General features: G+C 26.3%; 16 protein-coding genes. 8 read left to right on the forward strand and 8 right to left on the reverse strand.

All coding sequences use genetic code 11. The features are described from left to right. The first annotated feature begins 327 nt into the window (after window positions 1–327). The gene (gene rsmI, locus R4K56_RS09010; RefSeq protein WP_335761048.1) at window positions 328–1,131 is read left to right on the forward strand and encodes a 16S rRNA (cytidine(1402)-2'-O)-methyltransferase; all 804 of its coding nucleotides are present in this window, start codon (window positions 328–330) and stop codon (window positions 1,129–1,131) included. An 11-nt stretch (window positions 1,132–1,142) separates the two neighbouring features. Next, the gene (locus tag R4K56_RS09015; RefSeq protein WP_297295731.1) at window positions 1,143–1,436 is read left to right on the forward strand and encodes a flagellar biosynthesis anti-sigma factor FlgM; all 294 of its coding nucleotides are present in this window, start codon (window positions 1,143–1,145) and stop codon (window positions 1,434–1,436) included. 108 nt (window positions 1,437–1,544) lie between these two features. On the opposite strand, the gene R4K56_RS09020 is transcribed toward R4K56_RS09015, so the two are convergent. Both R4K56_RS09020 and R4K56_RS09025 read right to left on the reverse strand, forming a co-directional pair. Beyond that, window positions 1,545–2,516, reverse strand: coding sequence for a helix-turn-helix domain-containing protein (locus R4K56_RS09020; protein ID WP_335771955.1), 972 nt, complete (start codon window positions 2,514–2,516; stop codon window positions 1,545–1,547). Continuing rightward, window positions 2,513–3,286 (reverse strand): ATP-binding protein, encoded by a 774-nt coding sequence (locus R4K56_RS09025; protein WP_335758810.1) that lies wholly within the window; start codon window positions 3,284–3,286, stop codon window positions 2,513–2,515. Before R4K56_RS09025 ends, R4K56_RS09020 begins: the two co-directional genes overlap by 4 nt. Before the next feature lie 996 nt (window positions 3,287–4,282). Here R4K56_RS09025 and R4K56_RS09030 point away from each other — a divergent pair. The 5 genes from R4K56_RS09030 to R4K56_RS09050 all read left to right on the forward strand — a co-directional run bounded on the left by R4K56_RS09030 (window position 4,283) and on the right by R4K56_RS09050 (window position 8,524). Then, the gene (locus R4K56_RS09030; protein WP_335771956.1) at window positions 4,283–5,023 is read left to right on the forward strand and encodes a PP2C family serine/threonine-protein phosphatase; all 741 of its coding nucleotides are present in this window, start codon (window positions 4,283–4,285) and stop codon (window positions 5,021–5,023) included. A 766-nt stretch (window positions 5,024–5,789) separates the two neighbouring features. Beyond that, window positions 5,790–6,296: a DUF4234 domain-containing protein gene (locus R4K56_RS09035; RefSeq protein WP_335757750.1), complete on the forward strand. Its 507-nt coding sequence runs from the start codon at window positions 5,790–5,792 to the stop codon at window positions 6,294–6,296. 66 nt (window positions 6,297–6,362) lie between these two features. Next, window positions 6,363–6,590 carry an Imm17 family immunity protein gene (locus tag R4K56_RS09040; RefSeq protein ID WP_335771957.1) on the forward strand — a complete coding sequence of 76 codons (228 nt, stop codon included), beginning with the start codon at window positions 6,363–6,365 and terminating at the stop codon, window positions 6,588–6,590. Continuing rightward, window positions 6,587–7,267 (forward strand): uracil-DNA glycosylase family protein, encoded by a 681-nt coding sequence (locus R4K56_RS09045; protein WP_335771958.1) that lies wholly within the window; start codon window positions 6,587–6,589, stop codon window positions 7,265–7,267. The genes R4K56_RS09040 and R4K56_RS09045 overlap by 4 nt, the downstream gene beginning before the upstream one ends. Window positions 7,268–7,417: 150 nt before the next feature. After that, a complete protein-coding gene (locus tag R4K56_RS09050; RefSeq protein WP_335757747.1) occupies window positions 7,418–8,524 on the forward strand; it encodes an ankyrin repeat domain-containing protein in 1,107 nt (368 codons plus the stop codon). 75 nt (window positions 8,525–8,599) lie between these two features. Here the strand turns inward: R4K56_RS09050 and R4K56_RS09055 are convergent, their stop codons facing one another. Continuing rightward, complete coding sequence (locus R4K56_RS09055; protein ID WP_335771959.1) at window positions 8,600–9,622, reverse strand: glycosyltransferase family protein; 1,023 nt, start codon at window positions 9,620–9,622, stop codon at window positions 8,600–8,602. Window positions 9,623–9,639: 17 nt separating this feature from the next. Then, complete coding sequence (locus R4K56_RS09060; RefSeq protein WP_335771960.1) at window positions 9,640–10,296, reverse strand: redox-sensing transcriptional repressor Rex; 657 nt, start codon at window positions 10,294–10,296, stop codon at window positions 9,640–9,642. Window positions 10,297–10,716: 420 nt separating this feature from the next. Between R4K56_RS09060 and R4K56_RS09065 the strand changes: the two genes are divergently transcribed. Further along, window positions 10,717–11,448 carry an SIR2 family NAD-dependent protein deacylase gene (locus R4K56_RS09065; RefSeq protein WP_335760789.1) on the forward strand — a complete coding sequence of 244 codons (732 nt, stop codon included), beginning with the start codon at window positions 10,717–10,719 and terminating at the stop codon, window positions 11,446–11,448. A 23-nt stretch (window positions 11,449–11,471) separates the two neighbouring features. Here the strand turns inward: R4K56_RS09065 and R4K56_RS09070 are convergent, their stop codons facing one another. From R4K56_RS09070 to eno, 4 genes are all read right to left on the reverse strand, one after another. Beyond that, on the reverse strand, window positions 11,472–11,945 hold the full coding sequence (locus tag R4K56_RS09070) for a bacteriohemerythrin (protein WP_335757743.1): 474 nt from the start codon (window positions 11,943–11,945) through the stop codon (window positions 11,472–11,474). Window positions 11,946–11,969: 24 nt separating this feature from the next. Then, entirely contained in the window at window positions 11,970–12,425 is a 456-nt protein-coding gene (locus tag R4K56_RS09075) for a bacteriohemerythrin (protein ID WP_335771961.1), read from the reverse strand. A gap of 19 nt (window positions 12,426–12,444) precedes the next feature. Beyond that, the gene (locus tag R4K56_RS09080; RefSeq protein ID WP_335760790.1) at window positions 12,445–12,885 is read right to left on the reverse strand and encodes a bacteriohemerythrin; all 441 of its coding nucleotides are present in this window, start codon (window positions 12,883–12,885) and stop codon (window positions 12,445–12,447) included. A 1,116-nt stretch (window positions 12,886–14,001) separates the two neighbouring features. Then, window positions 14,002–15,297: a phosphopyruvate hydratase gene (eno, locus tag R4K56_RS09085; RefSeq protein WP_335771962.1), complete on the reverse strand. Its 1,296-nt coding sequence runs from the start codon at window positions 15,295–15,297 to the stop codon at window positions 14,002–14,004. Window positions 15,298–15,394 lie beyond the last annotated feature (97 nt).

Consider the following 15,394-nt stretch of genomic DNA (forward strand, 5'->3'; position numbering starts at 1 on the left):
TAAAATGTACTAACTTTAATTTAATATATTTATTATTAATTTATAACTATAATAAATACATTTAATTTATACTAATATCATAAAACAGAATAAATATTTTAATACAACTATTTAATATTTCCATTAAACTTAATTAAATAAATCTATTCCTACCCTATTGCCTCACAATTATATAAATACAAAAAACATAAATAAAATATAAAAAATGTTTCATGTGAAACATTTTTATTTTGTATACTATTATTGTATTAATACAAACTTTAATATATAATAAAAATAAATAAAACTTGGAGTACTATTATTAAAAACAATAATAACAAAAAAACTATGAGTAATAATGATATTATAAAAAATGATGAAGAGTTTATAGAAGAAATTATAAGCACTGATAATAATAAAAATGCTGTAGAAAACGGTGTTATTTATGTTGTTGCCACACCTATAGGTAATATAGAAGATATAACTATAAGAGCTTTAAAAATACTTAGAAATGTTGATTTTATATTAGCTGAAGATACAAGAGTTGCCATTAGACTTCTTAACTTTTACAAAATAAAAAAGACTCTATTCTCCTATCATAGCCATTCTTCTGAATATAGAATCAATGAATATATTAATGAAATATTGAATGGAAAATCTGCCGCTATTATAAGTGATGCCGGAACTCCTTGTATAAGCGATCCCGGAGTAAGCATTATAAAAATAGCTATAGAGAAAAATATAAGGATAGTCCCTGTTGGAGGTATATCAGCATTTACTTCCCTACTCTCAGTTTCAGGACTTTCTGGTAATACTTTGTTTGTAGGCTTCTTATCAAATAAATCTGGAAAAAGAAAAAATCAATTAACAGATTTATATAATAATCAAAAAAGTATTATAGTTATATATGAATCAGTTTATAGGGTAAAAGAATGCCTAGAAGACATTGTTAACATATTCGGCGAAAAAACGGATATTGTTATCGGAAGAGAGCTGACCAAACAATTTGAACAAATTATAAGGGCTAATGCTAAAAATATTCTTGATTTTTTTACAGATGGTAGTATACTTACTAAAGGTGAATTTTGCATCATTATTGATAATAGAACATCTAAAGTATGCGAACCTAATGCCGAAAATAATCTTATGTAAGGAGTCAGATTATGACAATTGATAAAATAGGCGGCACATCAAATATACAACAAAAATCTAATATCAGATATAATGAGAAAGTTTCTAAAATGGGTTCAGATAGAATAGAAATTTCTAATGAATCAAGATTAGCTTTGCAAAATGAAAAATTAGTTAACATCATCAAGGAAGCTCCTGATGTTAGAGAAGAAAAAGTTGCAGAAGCTAAAAAAAGACTAGAGTTGTATATGCAAGATGGAGCCTTAAGAGAGGAAGTTCTAAACTCTCTTGCTAATTCTATTTTAGATTCTATGCCTTTAGATTAATATCCTTTATAATAGATTTGTAGGCATTTCTACTTTTTTCAAATAGTAAGTTATTAAGCTTACTATTTTTTTGTACCTCAAGTTATCATAAGCAAATAAATATTGTCACTATTTAGAAAACTTATTAACAAGCTCTACCCTATTCTTTACACCTGACTTTTCATATATATTGGCAACATGATTATTAACTGTATTTAATGATATATCTAATATTAAAGAAACTTCCTTATTTGTTTTACCGTCTAATAAATAAGATAATATCTCTTTCTCTCTGCGTGTTAAGTTTATAGTTTCTTCAGTTTTTGAATTCATATCTTTTGTATTATTAACTACTTCATTTTCAACACTGCTGTTAGTTAATTGTATATCTGAATTCACAATCTTATTCTTATTTTTTACTATATTAATAAAATACCAAGAAAAATATCCAAGCATAACCAGATTCCACCATATATAAAACAATACAAATGTTATATCCATAGAACCTATATTATATGATTCTTTTCTATATGAAATAAATTGATATATTAAAATCGGATATATTATTATAGTTATAAGACCCAATATTTTAACTATAAATTTCATAGTTTTATCTTCTAACTTTTTATAATTAATAAAACCTATTATAAATAAAACTATTATAGAAGCATAGAATATAATATTACTAATTATATATATATTAAACATTGTAACTATGCCTAATATACTAATAATAAAATGGCTCACAGACAACACAATATATATTATATTCTCTTTGAATGTCCATTTCATATTTAAAAATCTATATAGAAAAGCTGGTATAAAATAAAGCATTAATGACATAGCTATAGAAAAAGTAAAGAAGTACAAAGTATTAAATATATTATTTGACATAAAGGAAGGGATTGTCAAAAACGTTAAAACCTTTACTGCTCTTATTAAAAGCAAGAAAGCAAATGTAAATAAAAATACTATATAATATTTAAGCCAAGATACTCTTTCTATTATATAATAGATAATAGAAAAAAATATAGAAGAAAATCCTATTATAAATGCCAATAAGTAGGCAATTAAAAGACTATAACCTAAAACAAAATTCATAACTTATTCTTAGCTGGAAAAATTATATTAATCCTTTCTTTATTTTTTAAAGATTCTATCCACATATTTCCATAATGTTTCTTTATGATGTTATATGCTGTATATAAATACAAATTATTAAAATTCATATTATCATAAGATATTAATGGAGTTTTGAAAAGTTTCTTTTTTATATTCTGAGGTATTCCGTCAGAATCAAAAGTTATTGATATATCTATACATCTTTTATTTAATTCCAATTTCTTTTCTTTATATCTGCTCAAGAACCCTACCCTATTTATTAATAAAAAGTACTGATCATCATCATATTCCATAAGATCATAATTTATATCTACTTTACCATTAAACTTTACTATATTGTATATAAATGAAAATATATTCAAAAGACTGCTTTTGATTCTATTTCTATCCATCATTATGGTGCATTCATTAACTATTGAATTTTCTAATGTAAATTTAACTCTTTTAGATTTAAACAAATCAATAGTATCATCTAAAACTTCATTAAAAATATTATTTATATTCTCTAAATTCATATTGAGTTTAAAAGAATTAGAACTTATCTCATTAAAATCATTGAGAGCTTCCATAGTTCTCGATATTAGAAACGTTTGTCTAACTACTGTATTTCTTGACTCGCTACAATAGTTATTGGGACATCTTTCCAAATCTATATATTTAGATATAACACTATTATAATTTTGCACATCATATATTAGATTTGATAATAAAAGTCTTAAATTATCATTCATATAAAAAGTTTTTTTCATAATAGGCTCATCATTAATAAACATAATATTTTAGAACATTATAACATATAATAATTAAAAATGTCAATCAGTGAATAATTACGAATTCAAATTTTGAATTCATATTATAAATTTATAAATAGAATTTTATACAGTATATTCTTTAAAATTATCAACATTGTCAACAAGTTATTAACATAGGTTAAATAATTGAATTCATTCATTTTTTAGTATACGAATTCAAATTTTGAATTCCTGAGTAATTTATAGTATTATAATAATATTATATATTTAAATTTTTAAATAAATTTTTTATTATTATTAAGCTGTTGATATGTTGATAACTTTTTGCATATAAGAAGAAACTCAAAAATTTAGCTTTATATGATGTTGATAACTTTGTTTATATCAACTGAAATATAAAACCTGAAAATTAACAAATTTACTATTGAAATTCAAATTTTTAACATTTTATAAATTTGTTATAAGTGTTAATAGATTTTTAACGGTTATCAACAATTTATTAACATTTTGATAAAAACTATATATTTATGTTAAAATAATTTTCAGTATATACTAAGAATTTTTAGGTTTGTTAAATGATGTACTTTATCTAAATTTTATCTACTTTTTTGCCGCACAAAAAAGTAGCAAAAAACGCAATTGCTAGAACTTTATACTAAAAAACATGCCTATTAAATATAGGATATACCCTAAAAATGCAGTCTTTCGCGAAATCGTATCTGAGCCTGTCGAGGATATAGGTTCTTTGTGCCAACACCACAGGTACTCTTTTCAGTCGCAAAAGAACTGGGGTATTGCGAAGCACACAGCGTGGTGGGCAAAGCCCCAAATATAAAACCAAAACATAAATTTATTTTTGACAAAGTATATTTGTTTAGGTATATACCAAAAATTTAATATTACTCCTCCCCTACCCTATTAAATTTATTCTTGATTAATTTTTATAATATTTTATTATTAGAAATAAATATTTATTAATAATAAGGATTAACTATGAATATATTTACTTTTACAAATAAAGGTTCTAATACAAAAACAAATACTGATACGATTCTTTTTAACGGAGAGTCAATATCAGGCAACCCTATTCTTATAAACGAGCAAAACAATTATTCTCATTTCATAAATGACATAGAAGGTACTTCAATTGCTCTAGTAGCTGACGGACTTGGAGATACATTTGCTTCAAAATTATCTATAGACGTTTACAATGAAAATTTTTTGGATTTGCTTGAACTTGTTGGAGAACAGGAAGTTACAAATTGGATAATGCATAACTTTGTAAAATTAGAAGTTTTAGCTGCAAGAGAATCAGCAGATGACAAAGATAAATCTATGGCAGGTGCATCTATTGCCGGAGTTATATGCCATAAATTTGTAGGTGCATTTGTATTTAATGCTGGAGATTCAAAAGTTTTCGCAGTAAATAAAAACAGAGCTATTCAAATAAGCAGAGATCATATTAACGGCAATGCTTTAGAAAATTGTGCTTGTGCCGGAGGCGGACATTATATAACTATTGAGGGAGCAAGAAGAAATAAAAATTATAATTATTTTATAGCAAGCAATTCTATGATTGATCTTTTATCAGAGAAGTATGAGAGTGCAGAAGTCGGCATTAATGATATAATGAATTGTCCAAGTACTGAAGAAGCTTTGAATAAATTAAAAAAATTATCAGAGAACAGCAGCGATAATGTAAGTGCTATAGGATTATTTAATATTTTTGAATAATATATTTTTTATATACTAATTTTAGTATACGAATTCAAATTTTGAATTCCTGAATAATTTATAGTATTATAATAATATTATATATTTAAATTTTTAAATAAATTTTTTATTATTATTAAGGTGTTAATATGTTGATAACTTTTTGCATATAAGAAGAAACTCAAAAATTCAGCTTTATATGATGTTGATAACTTTGTTTATATCAACTGAAATATAAAACCTGAAAATTAACAAATTTACTATTGAAATTCAAATTTTTAACATTTTATAAATTTGTTGTGAGTGTTAATAGATTTTTAACACTTATCAACAATTTATTAACATTTTGATAAAAACTATATATTTATGTTAAAATAATTTTAGTTTTTTCAATTTTATTGTTTGTGGTGGCTTTGCCCACCGCTCTGCGTACTTCGTAACACCCCCAGTTCTTTTGCGACCGCAGGGAGTGCCTGTGGTATTGGCACAAAGAACCTATATCCTCGACAGGCTCGGATACGCTTCGCGAAAGACTGCATTTGACGAAGTCCACCTTTAGGTGTAGTCAAAATATAGTTGTTTAGGTATATACTGAAATTATTAAGCTTATCAAAAATTATTTTATTATTTGGGGTGATGATCACTCCCCTACTCTTTTTATATTGAAATTATTGTCTGCGGGATTTGTTCCTGCGGACATTTATTAAAATAAATTTTTTAAATTCGTTAAACAAAAAATAGAAAGTTTCGAGAATTCGCAAGTACAATATATTCTTTGGATTGATTTGTGAAAAAAGGCACTATAAGACAAATACCTATAATGGTTGTATTGAATATAATCACTTGCGGTTGGTACTATATTTATTGGGTGTATAAAACTTCATCTGAAATAAAAGATTTTACTGAAAGAGATGACCTCAACCCTACCCTAGAAATTTTACTTGGAATAGTTACAGGCGGACTATATTTTAAATATTGGTATTATAAATATGGCAATATTGTTTATAAAGAAATGCCTTTAAAAGTTGGTATGAAGAATACTGAAAATAAAACTATGATGCTTGTACTTATAGATTTGGCAGTTGCATTTATTTATTTCTTTAATTTGATACTCAATATTATTATTTTATTAATTGCATTAAGTGATCCTCCTATAAACGCAGAAGATTTAATTTTTTTTATTAGACTTTTACCTACAAGTTTTATTTTTATAGTAAATATTTCATCATTGATAATGCAGGATAAGCTTAATAATATTTGGAAACAAGAAGACAAAAGCAGATTAAAATATTAAAAAAATATAAAAAATAGTTATATGAATAATACTGTCAGTAATACTTATATAAAGTTTATGGAAAATATGGAACCTTATATAAAAAAATTCCCTTTTATTTTAGGAATATTAGTAGGACTTTTATTTCTTCTTGCTGCTGTTTTCAAATGGAATTTTCTTTTAAACCCTAACAGTTCAAATTTTATGATTTCTATATATGAAGTATTTGGAGAAATGGGAGTTAGAATAATTACTGGTATTTTAGGAATTGTAATAATTATAGGCTCTGTGATTATTTTAATAGTAAAAAAATGAATATTGAAAAGCATTTATTTGAAGATACTAATTTTTTCCCTGATGGAATGAAGATTTTAATACTTGGTACTTTTCCAGTGCCTTTATATTCCAATATAGAAAAGTTTGAGAGATTAAGCGAAAATGAAAAAGAAAATGCATGGTATTATTCAAGCAAAAGAAGCGAGTTTTGGAAAATAATTGCTGATAGTTTTGATATAGATTATAAGAATACTGATTTTCCTATTAATAAGAATAAAAAGAAAGAAGTATTTAGAGAAAATAGAGTAGGTATAGCTGATGTATTTTCTAAATGTAAAAGAAAGAATGAAGATAGTGCCAGAGATACTGATTTAATAATAGTAGAATATAATAATATTTTAAGTAATATTGTAAAGGATAAGAATAATAGTTTAGAGCTTATAATATTCACAAGCCGTTTTACTGAGAATAATTTTTTTAAGATACTAAAAAACAATAATATTGATTATGATATAAAAGAGAGTAGGGGAGATTATAGTAATTTAAATAATATAACAGAAGATATAATAAAAGCTGTTAGAGAAAGTTATTTAATAGTAGATAATAGTAGAAAAATAAAACTTGCCACAATAACTTTAAAAATAAGTCCTATAAAGGGAGTAAGTTTATATTCTACTAAAAAAGATCTTTATAAATACTATTTGCATTCTATTTAATAGTTAAATATATGGATTATTATTTATAATTCAATTAAATAACCTATAGAAATAATAGTAAAAAATAAATCATAAACTATTAAGAATTAATATATCTTATTCCGAAATTTGATAATAGCTAAAATTCTATACTTTAAGGAAGAATTAAAGATGCGTTATTTAAGTTTTGCTTTAATATTTTTAAATATATTTTTTGCACTGTTTGCCCAAACTCCAAATACAGGCAGATTGGATCAACTATTAGATTATGCAAATACAGGCGATGCAGACGGAGTAAGAAAATTAATATCACAAGGTTCTGTTTCAAGCTTCATAAACTTTGGAGATAATCAAGGACATAATGCTTTAATTAAGGCTGCATCAAAAGGTTATAAAGATATTGTATTATTACTATTATCTCAAAATGCTAATGTTAATCTTACTTGTATTCATGGTAAAACAGCTTTAACTTATGCTGCTGATGCCGGATATGTTGATATAGTTTCTTATTTACTAGCTAAAAATGCTGATCCGGACATAAAAATAAATGGCGGCACTACAGCACTTCTTCAGGCTGCTGGTAAGGGTTATTATAGTATAGTAGAAATGATTGTTAATGCCAAAGCAGATTTGAAGATTGCAGGCACATACAGAAGCGGTAATGGTGATGGTATAGATTATAATATGACACCATTAATGGTTGCCTCTTATAACAATCATGATTTGATAGTAAGGCTTCTTTTAGATAAAGGAAGTGATGTTAATTATATAAATGAATATGGTGCTAATGCTTTATTCTATGCTATAGCTAGAGGAAATAATGAAGTTGCTAAGCTTTTATTAGAAAGAGGTGCTGATGCTAATATAGTAGCTACTTACGGCCCTTATGGTAATATTACGCCTCTTGCTTTGGCTTCTACATTAGGCTTAACTGATGTTATGTCATCATTATTTATTGGAAAATCTAATATCAATTTCAAAATGAGAGACGGAAGAACAGCTTTGATATGGGCTGCTATTGCTGGAAAAAGTGAGGCTGTAAATTCTTTGATAATGAATAAAGCTGATTTGAATATTGCTGATAATGACGGAAAAACTGCTTTAATGTTTGCTGCTGAAAATGGAGATTATGCTTCAGTAGAATATTTGATTAATGCAGGTGCTCATTTAAATACTTTAGATAAATTCAGTAAAACAGCTTTAATGTATGCTATGGAAAATGGAAACACTGATGTTGTTGATCTATTGACTAGAGCTAGTTTGGCTTATAAAAAATAATGCATATTGAATAGAAATTGAATGAAAAATAAAAGGGATTGTTTTTTATTAAACAGTCCCTTTTTTATTATTCTACTATAATTCAAATGGATAATTATATGGTTTAACATTTTCTATTTTTTTTCTAACATAATTTCTAAATTGATCTCTAAATTTTTTTATAGGTATAAACCATGCTATTTTATTGGTTATATTATTAACAAAAAAATTTAATTTGTCTAAATCATTTAAAATTTTTTTTATATCAACCTTTTGTCCATAATAATCTGATGTTATTTTTTCATCCATCTTTTTATTTAATTCAACTTTTTCTAGATACTTTATATCTTTTAATGGTGTAGTTTTTAGATTTGAAAAATGATGATTTTTGTCTTTTATATGTGTAGCTTCTTCATCAAATCCGATATTTGTTATTAGATTTTGATTTGGATATATTGCCATACCATTATTTATCATAACAGAAATAATCCATGAATTATCCCAAACTGCATAAGGATTATTTTTTAATTCAAAAGCATTCTTTTTCCAAAATCTTTTTACTATTTCATTATCAAATCTATTTTCTATTTTATTTATTATTTTATCATAATCATATTTAAATAGACCTAAATCAAAATATTTCCAAGCTCTTCTCCAACTAGCCCAACCACAAGAATTTGCTATAGAGCATATATAATATGAATCAGATGAATTTTCATCATGTATATTATTATTTCCTATATGCATAATTCTTTCATCATCTTTATAATAATCCAATAACTTTTCACAATAGTAAAAGAAAGTTTCATCTGGAACTATATCATCTTCAAGTATAATTCCATCTTCTTCATTTTCAAAAAGCCAGGTAACAGCTGATGATACTCCTTTTTCACACCCTACATTATTATCATGAAATAATGTTTTAATTTGACATTCCCAATCAATTTCTTTTATAATTTCTCTAGTTTCAGAACATTTTATTATGTCATTTTTATTATTTACTCTAGGCCCATCAGCAGCTATGTATAATTTATGAGGTTTTACTGTTCTTAATGAAGCTATAACTTTTCTAAATTTATCCGGTCTGTTAAAAATAATTATCAGTACAGCTTTATCCATAAAAAATAACCATATTATTATTTTTCAGGCTTTTCTTTATGCTTTTTATGGCCTGAAGTTTCTTTTACATCGTTAATGAAATAGAATAATGATTCAATTTCATCAGCAATGTTTACATCATTGATAATACAATCAGGTCTTTCTAAAAGTTTAATAGGTGCAAAGTTTAAAACACCTTTAATACCAGCATTACATATAACATCGAACATTCTTTGAGCTTCTAAATCCGGTACAGTTAATATTGCTATTTCGATTTTGTTTTGAATGATGAAATCTTTTAATTCTTCTATAGGAAGTATTGGAGTAGGGGCATTTCTGTCGATTTTTTCTGGGTTATGATCGAATGCAGCTATTATTTTTATAGATTCACTTTCAAAACCTCTGTAATTAACCAATGCTTTACCTATTTTACCATATCCTACCAATATGATGTTATGAGAAATTTGTTTTCCCAAGATACTGTCTATTTGTTCCAATAGATCATCGATATTGTATCCGCCTTTCTTATTCCCAGAGATGTTAAATAATGAAAAATCTTTTCTAACTTGAACTGATGTGATACCTATAGCATCTCCAAGGTTATTAGAATATGCTTTTATAAATCCGAAACTCTTCATACGTCTTAAAGCATTTTTATATTTCAATAGACGCATAATTTGTGTTCTACTAATCATAATATATCCTTAAACTATTTTTTTGTATTTATAAACAATTAATATGGATATATTATAACATAATAAAGTTGTCTGTCAATAAAATATTAGTATAGAATGTCTATTTTATTGTGTATTATATACGAACTAAGAACATTAATAATATTTTTTATAGTATTTTATTTATTAAAAAAAAATTCCTAATTGGTTATGATAGTATAGTATATAAAATTATATTAATGAATAAAGTTTGTATTATGTTATAAATATGGTTTATTATAGATATTTTTCTAAATAATCATGAAATTTGTACTAAAATTAATATTTAATTAAGATAAAAAATTAAGAGATAAATTTAGAAGTAAGTTTTTTTAATAAAGTTGTAGAAAAAAAGATATTATCATTATATAATTTATAATATAAAAACATTAGGGTAGTATCATGATAGATTATAAATCAATAGCTCAAACAATAAAAGAATCAAAATATGTAGTAGCATTTACAGGTGCTGGTATAAGTGTTGAAAGCGGTGTTCCTCCTTTCAGAGGCCCTAACGGTCTTTGGGAGAAGCATGGAAGTCAATTTGCTGAAATATCATATTTTGTAAAGCATCAAAAAGAATCTTGGAAATCATTAAAACAAGTTTTTTATGATCCTATTACTGATGTTAAGCCTAATAAAGCACATATAGTTTTAGCCAATTTAGAAAAGATGGGTATAATGCGTAGTGTAATTACTCAAAACATTGATAATCTTCATCAAGAGGCTGGAAGTAAAATAGTTTATGAGCTTCACGGTACAGCTAAATATGCTATATGTATGAAATGCAAAACTAGATATAAAATTGATAAAGAAATATTGGCTATGGATCCGCCTGCTTGTGAAAAATGTTCTGCTACTTTGAAGCCTGCTTTTGTTTTCTTTGGAGAACAATTACCTGCTATAGATTTTAATAGTTCAATAGAAGATGCTGAGAAAAGTGATTTATTTATTATAATAGGTACAGGCGGAGAAGTTATGCCAGCTGCACAGATACCTCATATTGCTAAAAGGGCAGGGGCTAAAATTATGGAAATTAATCCTGAACCTTCTAACTTCACAAACTCTATAGTTGATATTTATATACCAGAAAAGGCTGGTGTAGCATTTACCGAAATAGAAAAATATTTGTAATGAAGTATTTATTAGTTAATATTTTAATTTAATTCATCTTCATACATCTTTTGTAATGTTGATTTTAATTCAGATATGAATTTTTTGTCTTCTACTATTATGTGATGTAAAAGCCAATTCTTTAAAAAATCAAGAAAATCTTCTATTGCTAAATCATCACCATTTTCATATCTGCTTACATCATCAACTATTTTTAAAGAAAATGATCTATGTTTTGCTATATGATCTTTTGCCAAACTATAATCAACAGCTCCCATAATCTTTTCTTCATAAGAAAAATGATAAGTAGCATAGTCTATAGTTCTTTTTATTATGGAGTGAAAGTTTACTTTTACTTCCTCATTACTAAGGTCATTAACTATTCCTACATTGTACAAATCGTTAATGATATTTACAAGTTCCTTATGCTGATCATCAATTCTTTTGTAGCCTGTCTGGAATTTTTTATCCCACTTAATCCAACCGTCTTTTACTAAAACTTCTGTTGAACTATCCATATTTGAAACTCTCCTGTTATTGTTCTACTGTTCTGAAAGCGTTTTCAATACCTCTATTACTTCCATAACAAATTCTTTATCTGCAACTAAAACATGGTTTAAAAGCCACTCTTTTAGGTACTTCACTAAATTATGAATGGCATCAATCGAACCATTCTCATAAGATAAAACATAATTATAGATAGTTTGGGTAAACTCTCTATGTGAAGATGAATGTTCTAATAACTTTCTATATTGTATAGCATGCATTATTTTTTCTTCATAAGTAAAATGATATGCTACATAATCTACGGTCTTTTTAAGTACATTTTTAAAAGATTCTTTTAATTTATCATCTTCTGAATCACTATAGTCTATACAATCGTATAAATCATTAATAATATTTACAAGTTCCTTGTGCTGATCGTCTATTCTTTTATAACCTATTTTATATTTATCGTCCCATTTAATCCATTCTATTTTTTTTTGATTGTCAGCCATAAAAAACTCCTAAAATTTATTATTCATTTGTAAGTTTTTGCAAGGTTTCTTTTACTTCAGCTATAAATTTTTTATCAGTAACTAATATATGATTCAAAAACCAATCTTTTAAATATTTCACCAAATCGTCAATAGCTTTTAAAGAACCATTCTCATAAGACATGACATATTTATAAATAGTTTGAGTAAATTCTTTATGGTATGAAGAATGTTCCAATAATTTACTGTACTTTATAGCATGCATTATTTTCTCCTCATAAGAGAAATGGTATGCTACATAGTCAACAGTCTTTTTAAGTGCATCTTTAAAAGCTTCTTTTAAATTTTCATCTTCTGAATCTCTATTTTCCATACAAGCATACAAATCATTGATAATCTCTATTAATTCCAAATGCTGATCATCTATTCTTTTATAACCTACTTTGTATTTATCTTCCCATATTATATACTTATCTTTCATAATAAAATCCTCTACCTATATATTATATACAAATATAAATAGTTTGTATATAAAAATAATTTTTTTATTAAAAAATATTCTATACATACTATTTTATCTAATTTGTTAGATTTGTCAAACAGTTATTTTTGATAAACCGTTTATTTTGCTATTATAATATAATAATTATTTTATTAAAAGAATTAAAATTATTATCATTCCCGCCCATTATTCTTTCTTATTTTGATTTAAAATTATATTTATTATTTCTTAATTTACTCAATTAGAATTTATAGCACCCGCCCTAAATGCAATTTAAATTAATGATGGTATCAACCGCACGCTTAATAATATTAACGATCATAAAATTATTAATAATTCTAATTTTGTTATTTTTGAGAATTAACAAAACGTGCGGTAATGAAATTTAAAAGCAAAATATATCTTGGGTGGGATTTAAAAGATGTTAATAGATTTTTATGAAAGTTGAAATTATAAATAAGAATTAAGTTTTAAAATTTATAGGGTGGGGTGTGTAAATAAAATTTATTGGAAGTTTATTATTATTGCTATGCTCGTCTACGCCCTTAATAAGCTAGTGAGTAAACTCACTAGCTGGCTCCGACTCGCTTTTTTATTGCTAGCGATAAACTCGTATAAAAGAAGCTGGCAACAATAAATTGTTACCAGCTCTTGTTATAGATTTAAAGCTAAATTATTAGCTAATATTTAATTATATTATTTAATAACATTATAGAAAGCTTTTTTATTATTATTGCTATGCTCGTCTACGCCCTTAATAAGCTAGTGAGTAAACTCACTAGCTGGCTCCGACTCGCTTTTTTATTGCTAGCGATAAACTCATATAAAAAAGCTGGCAACAATAAATTGTTACCAGCTCTTGTTATAGATTTAAAGCTAAATTATTAGCTAATATTTAATTATATTATTTAATAACATTATAGAAAGCTTTTTTATTATTATTGTTATGCTCGTCTACGCCCTTAATAAGCTAGTGAGTAAACTCACTAGCTGGCTCCGACTCGCTTTTTTATTGCTGCGATAAACTCATATAAAAAAGCTGGCAACAATAAATTGTTACCAGCTCTTGCTTATTTTTTATATTTTAGCTATTCATTATTTTATAACATTATAGAAAGCTTTTTTACCTAAGTAAATAGCTCTGTTGCCTAATTCTTCTTCGATTCTTAATAATTGATTGTATTTTGCAATCCTATCACTTCTTGAAGCAGAACCAGTTTTGATTTGACCAGCATTAGTAGCTACAACTATATCAGCAATAGTAGCATCTTCAGTTTCACCAGATCTGTGAGAAACTACAGCAGTATAGTTATGAGTTTTAGCAAGTTCAATAGAATCTAAAGTTTCAGTTAATGTACCGATTTGGTTAACTTTAATAAGAATAGAGTTAGCAACACCTTTATCTAATCCCATTTGAAGTCTTTTTACATTAGTAACGAACAAGTCATCACCAACTAATTGAACTTTTTTACCTAATTTTTCTGTTAAGATTTTCCAACCATCCCAGTCATCTTCAGCAACACCATCTTCAATAGAGATGATAGGGTATTTATTGCATAAATCAACATAGAAATCAACCATTTCAGAAGGAGTTAATTCTCTGTTGTCTGATTTATGGAATACATATTTTTTCTTATCTTTGTTATAGAATTCACTTGAAGCAGGGTCCATAGCGATCATTATATCATCACCAGGTTTGTATCCAGCTTTTTCTATAGCTTGCATAATTACTTGAAGTGGTTCTTCATTATCTTTAAGAGTAGGAGCGAATCCGCCTTCATCACCAACAGTAGTGCTTAAGCCTCTGTCATGAAGTATAGCTTTTAAGTTATGGAATACTTCAGCTACATAACGTATACCTTCTTTGAAAGTAGGAGCACCAACTGGCATAACCATATATTCTTGGAAGTCGATTGGAGCTGATGAGTGAGCACCGCCGTTTAAGATATTAGCCATAGGTACTGGTAAAGTTTTAGCATTAGCACCGCCTATGTATCTGTATAATGGCATACCTAATTCGTCAGCAGCAGCTTTAGCTACAGCAAGTGATACACCTAATATAGCATTAGCACCTAATTTACCTTTGTTTTCAGTAGCATCAAGTTCTATCATAGTTCTGTCTATTTCAACTTGATCTGAAGCGTCCATATCAATTAATTCATTGCAAATAATTTCATTAACATTTTCTACTGCTTTTTGAACGCCTTTTCCTAAATATCTGCTTTTATCTCCATCTCTTAATTCTACTGCTTCATGTTCACCTGTAGAAGCTCCTGATGGTACTGCAGCTCTACCCATAGCACCGCTATCTAAATAAACGTCAACTTCTACTGTAGGGTTTCCTCTTGAGTCTAGTATTTCTCTAGCTACTATATTATCTATTAAAGACATATTAAAAAACTCCTTATAAATTATAATTGATATATATAATATAACATAACATATAAATTTCAAGTGAAAAAAATGAACATATTAAAAAATTCCTTGC

The sequence above is a fragment of the Brachyspira pulli genome (assembly GCF_036997785.1).
Taxonomy (GTDB): domain Bacteria; phylum Spirochaetota; class Brachyspiria; order Brachyspirales; family Brachyspiraceae; genus Brachyspira; species Brachyspira pulli.

Excerpts from the sequence above, each read along its gene's own strand:
- R4K56_RS09015 (WP_297295731.1), top strand. The coding sequence starts at position 1,143 with ATGACAATTGATAAAATAGGCGGCACATCAAATATACAACAAAAATCT.
- R4K56_RS09060 (WP_335771960.1), bottom strand. The coding sequence starts at position 10,296 with ATGATTAGTAGAACACAAATTATGCGTCTATTGAAATATAAAAATGCT.
- R4K56_RS09075 (WP_335771961.1), bottom strand. The coding sequence starts at position 12,425 with ATGGCTGACAATCAAAAAAAAATAGAATGGATTAAATGGGACGATAAA.
- R4K56_RS09080 (WP_335760790.1), bottom strand. The coding sequence starts at position 12,885 with ATGAAAGATAAGTATATAATATGGGAAGATAAATACAAAGTAGGTTAT.
- R4K56_RS09020 (WP_335771955.1), bottom strand. The coding sequence starts at position 2,516 with ATGAATTTTGTTTTAGGTTATAGTCTTTTAATTGCCTACTTATTGGCA.
- R4K56_RS09070 (WP_335757743.1), bottom strand. The coding sequence starts at position 11,945 with ATGGATAGTTCAACAGAAGTTTTAGTAAAAGACGGTTGGATTAAGTGG.
- R4K56_RS09025 (WP_335758810.1), bottom strand. The coding sequence starts at position 3,286 with ATGAAAAAAACTTTTTATATGAATGATAATTTAAGACTTTTATTATCA.
- R4K56_RS09055 (WP_335771959.1), bottom strand. The coding sequence starts at position 9,622 with ATGGATAAAGCTGTACTGATAATTATTTTTAACAGACCGGATAAATTT.
- R4K56_RS09040 (WP_335771957.1), top strand. The coding sequence starts at position 6,363 with ATGGAACCTTATATAAAAAAATTCCCTTTTATTTTAGGAATATTAGTA.
- R4K56_RS09045 (WP_335771958.1), top strand. The coding sequence starts at position 6,587 with ATGAATATTGAAAAGCATTTATTTGAAGATACTAATTTTTTCCCTGAT.
- eno (WP_335771962.1), bottom strand. The coding sequence starts at position 15,297 with ATGTCTTTAATAGATAATATAGTAGCTAGAGAAATACTAGACTCAAGA.
- R4K56_RS09030 (WP_335771956.1), top strand. The coding sequence starts at position 4,283 with ATGAATATATTTACTTTTACAAATAAAGGTTCTAATACAAAAACAAAT.
- R4K56_RS09050 (WP_335757747.1), top strand. The coding sequence starts at position 7,418 with ATGCGTTATTTAAGTTTTGCTTTAATATTTTTAAATATATTTTTTGCA.
- rsmI (WP_335761048.1), top strand. The coding sequence starts at position 328 with ATGAGTAATAATGATATTATAAAAAATGATGAAGAGTTTATAGAAGAA.
- R4K56_RS09065 (WP_335760789.1), top strand. The coding sequence starts at position 10,717 with ATGATAGATTATAAATCAATAGCTCAAACAATAAAAGAATCAAAATAT.